Here is a 3,788-nt window from a genome sequence, read left to right as displayed (position 1 = left end):
TTTTGTTTTGTCCGCAGGAAAAGAGCACTCTGGCGGCAATACAAAATTGCACAGTTATTTTCGAGTCGGGACACTAGAATAGGTCCAACTTTTTCGGAGCCAAAGCCTTTATGCCAGATCCGGTTGACGCCCCAGGGCTGTCAGATTTACCGCTGGACGACTTGGTAGCGTGTCATGAGTGCGACTTGCTGATGCGCAAGCCTGAGCTTGCTCATGGTGAGAAAGCCATCTGTGTACGCTGCGGTTATGAGCTGTATGCCCATCGGCACAATGTCGTGCAGCGCAGTCTCGCCTTGGTCATTGCCGCACTGTTGTTGTACATCCCTGCGAACTTTTTACCCATCATGCAGCTCCATCTACTTGGACAGTCGTCGCACGATACTGTCTGGAGTGGCGTTGTCGGTCTGTTCGATACCGGTATGCGAGGCGTAGCGGCAGTGGTATTCCTTTGCAGCATGGGGATTCCGCTGCTCAAGCTGCTTTGCCAGCTGTTCGTGTTGCTGAGTATTCGCTTCGATATCGGACGCAGTTATGGCTTGCTGCTCTACCGCATTTATCACCATCTACGGGACTGGGGGATGCTCGAGGTTTACCTCATGGGCGTACTGGTTGCGATCGTCAAATTGGCCGATATGGCGGCGATCACCGTAGGTCTTGGTCTGGTGTGCTTCATCAGTTTGTTGTTGGTTCAGGTCTGGCTGGAAGTAGTGATGTCACCGCACCAGATCTGGCAGGCTCTATCAGGAGAAGATGCCCATGCGGGCGATTGATGCAGGCATTCTGATTTGCGCCGAATGCCATGAGTTGAACAAGCAGGAAGCCGATACCGACGAGCAGGTTTGTACTCGCTGCGGTGCGCTGGTTCACGCCCGCCGCCCGAACAGTCTGATGCGTACTTGGGCGTTATTAATCACGGGCGCGATTCTCTACATCCCGGCCAATGTGCTACCGATCATGACCGTCAATTCCCTGGGGCAGGGCGATCCGAGCACCATTATGTCCGGTGTGATCCAACTGGTTCAGCACGGCATGATTCCAATCGCCGCCGTGGTTTTTATCGCCAGCATCCTGGTGCCTACGTTCAAGCTGGTGGGCATCGCATTGCTGCTGTTTTCGGTGCAGCGTCGGCAGCCGCTCTCGGCACGCCAGCGCATTTTGATGTACCGCTTTATCGAGTTCATCGGCCGCTGGTCGATGCTGGATATCTTTGTAATCGCCATCCTGGTGGCGGTTGTGAATTTTGGACGGCTTGCCAGCATCGAAGCCAATCTTGGCGCCATCGCCTTCGCCAGTGTGGTGATTCTGACGATGCTTGCCGCGGTAACTTTCGATCCCCGACTGATTTGGGATAACACGGAGTCGGACGACGACCATGACTGATTTGCCTAAAGCGAAAACCCGACCGGCCTCGAACTGGTCAGCCATTTGGGTGTTGCCCCTGATCGCCTTGATTATCGGCGGCTGGCTCGGCTGGCGTGCCTACAGCGAGACGGGCATCGAGATTCAGGTGCGCTTCGAAAGCGGTGAAGGCATTCAGGCCAACAAGACCGAAGTCGTCTACAAAGGCATGTCGGTCGGTAAGGTGAAAGCCCTCAAACTCGATGACGAAGGCAGCTCCAAAGGAGTGATCGCCACCATCGAGATGAACAAGGACGTGGAGCAATACCTCAAGACCAGCACGCGTTTCTGGCTGGTCAAGCCGAGCGTGAGCCTGGCCGGTATCACGGGCCTGGAGACGCTGGTCTCGGGTAACTATGTGGCCGTCAGCCCAGGTGAAGGCGAGCCGACTCGCAAGTTCAAGGCCCTGGCCCAAGAGCCTCCGCTATCGGATGCCCAACCCGGTCTGCACCTGACCATCAAGGCTGATCGCCTTGGCTCGCTGAATCGCGGCAGCCCGGTGTTCTACAAGCAGATCCAGGTCGGTCAGATCAAAAGCTACGTGCTGTCCGCAGACCAGAATACTGTCGAACTCAAAGTCTTCATCGAGCCGACCTACGCCAACCTGGTGCGTAAACACACGCGTTTCTGGAATGCCAGCGGCATCAGTATCGACGCCAACCTCTCCGGTGTGAAAGTGCGTAGCGAGTCCCTCGCCAGCATCGTCGCCGGTGGTATTGCATTTGCCACGCCGGAGAACCGCAAGGACAGCCCGCCCACCGATCCAAGCCTGCCGTTCCGTCTCTATGAGGATTTCGATGCGGCCGCAGCGGGTATTCGGGTCAAGGTCAAACTCAGCGATTTCGAAGGCCTGCAGGCCGGTCGTACGCCGGTAATGTACAAAGGCATCCAGGTCGGTAATCTGAAAACGCTCAAGATTGATCCGGACTTGTCCAGTGCTAGTGCCGAGTTGACTCTCGATCCACTCGCCGAGGATTACCTGGTCACTGGCACCCAGTTCTGGGTGGTGAAACCATCGATTTCGCTCGCCGGTATCACAGGCCTGGAAGCTCTGGTCAAAGGTAACTACATCGCCGTGCGGCCTGGCGACAAGGGCGGGGCACCGCAGCGTGAGTTCGAAGCGCGGCCCAAGGCGCCGCCTCTGGATCTGCGCTCGCCGGGTCTGCACCTGGTGCTGTTCACCGAGAACCTCGGTTCGCTGGAAGTCGGCAGTCCGATTCTCTATAAACAGGTCAAGGTCGGTTCGGTTCAGAGCTATCAATTCTCCCGCACCAAAAAGCAGCTGGTGATCGGGGTGCATATCGAGAAGGAATACGAAGGGCTGGTCAACGCCTCGACGCGTTTCTGGAATGCCAGCGGCATTACGCTCACCGGTGGGTTGACCGGCGGCATCCAGGTCAAAAGTGAGTCGTTGCAAAGCCTGATGGCCGGTGGCATCGCCTTCGAAACCCCGGAAGCCAAAGCGCCGTTGCAAAAACGTATTCCACGTTTCCGCCTGCATGCGAGCCATGACGAGGCGACGCAGAAAGGCACGATGGTGACAATCAAGGTTGATCGCGCCGATGGCCTGCGCAGTGGCACGCCGGTTCGATTCAAAGGCCTGGACGTTGGCAAGATCGAGGACGTCGACCTCAGTGATGACCTGCAATCAGTACTGCTGACCGCACGGATCACAGAAGTACCGGAGCGTATCGCTCGGGTCGGCAGTCAGTTCTGGGTGGTCAAACCTGAGCTAGGTCTGATTAAGACCTCGAACCTCGAAACGTTGGTCACTGGGCAATACATTGAAGTGCAACCCGCGCCGAAGAACCTCGGCCCGCAAAAGAACTTTGTGGCCCTGACCATTCCCCCGGAAACTGCCAAGGAAGAAGCTGGTTTGAGCCTGGTGTTGAGCGCTGCTCGTCGGGGTTCGCTGAAGACCGGCGTCCCTGTCACCTATCGCGAAATCACGGTAGGCAAGGTGACCGGCTATGAACTGGGCCAGACGGCGGATCGGGTATTGGTGCACATCCTGATCGAGCCGAAGTACGCGCCGCTGGTGCGCAGTGGCACGCGGTTCTGGAACACCAGTGGTTTTGGTTTTGACTACGGCTTGTTCAAAGGCGCGACAATACGCACCGAATCGTTGGAGACGCTGGTCCAGGGCGGCATTGCGTTTGCCACACCGGATGGCGATCGCATGGGTGCCCCGGCGCGGCCCGAGCAAACATTCCCGCTGTTTGACCAGTTCGAAGATGAATGGCTGACCTGGGCGCCGAAGATTTCGATCGGCAAGTAGTTATTGCGTCTGTGATGACGCCTTCGCGGGCAAGCCTCGCTCCTACAATGAAAAGATAAAAAAAGGCCGCGATCCATTTGGATCGCGGCCTTTTTGTTGTGCGCCCAGCATG

Annotated in this window: 3 protein-coding genes; all 3 read left to right on the top strand. The window is 57.0% G+C overall.

Annotation, left to right across the window (positions count from 1 at the left end):
• Nucleotides 1-110: 110 nt before the first annotated feature.
• Genes PMI30_RS24870 through PMI30_RS24880 form a run of 3 tightly spaced genes read left to right on the top strand, consistent with a single transcriptional unit; the run spans nucleotide 111 to nucleotide 3,676 of the window.
• Entirely contained in the window at nucleotides 111-770 is a 660-nt protein-coding gene (locus PMI30_RS24870; protein WP_008006507.1) for a paraquat-inducible protein A, read from the top strand.
• The gene (locus PMI30_RS24875) at nucleotides 757-1,380 is read left to right on the top strand and encodes a paraquat-inducible protein A (protein WP_007896874.1); all 624 of its coding nucleotides are present in this window, start codon (nucleotides 757-759) and stop codon (nucleotides 1,378-1,380) included. Before PMI30_RS24870 ends, PMI30_RS24875 begins: the two co-directional genes overlap by 14 nt.
• Nucleotides 1,373-3,676 carry a PqiB family protein gene (locus PMI30_RS24880; RefSeq protein WP_008006506.1) on the top strand — a complete coding sequence of 768 codons (2,304 nt, stop codon included), beginning with the start codon at nucleotides 1,373-1,375 and terminating at the stop codon, nucleotides 3,674-3,676. Before PMI30_RS24875 ends, PMI30_RS24880 begins: the two co-directional genes overlap by 8 nt.
• Nucleotides 3,677-3,788: the final 112 nt, after the last annotated feature.

Origin of the sequence: Pseudomonas sp. GM50 (assembly GCF_000282375.1) — a bacterium.
Lineage (GTDB): Bacteria > Pseudomonadota > Gammaproteobacteria > Pseudomonadales > Pseudomonadaceae > Aquipseudomonas.
Note: the sequence above shows the minus strand (reverse complement) of the source record. Positions and strands in the feature narration are given on the sequence as shown.

Bases quoted from the DNA above. Each gene is read 5' to 3' on its own strand.
- PMI30_RS24870 (WP_008006507.1), top strand. From the start codon at position 111: ATGCCAGATCCGGTTGACGCCCCAGGGCTGTCAGATTTACCGCTGGAC.
- PMI30_RS24875 (WP_007896874.1), top strand. From the start codon at position 757: ATGCGGGCGATTGATGCAGGCATTCTGATTTGCGCCGAATGCCATGAG.
- PMI30_RS24880 (WP_008006506.1), top strand. From the start codon at position 1,373: ATGACTGATTTGCCTAAAGCGAAAACCCGACCGGCCTCGAACTGGTCA.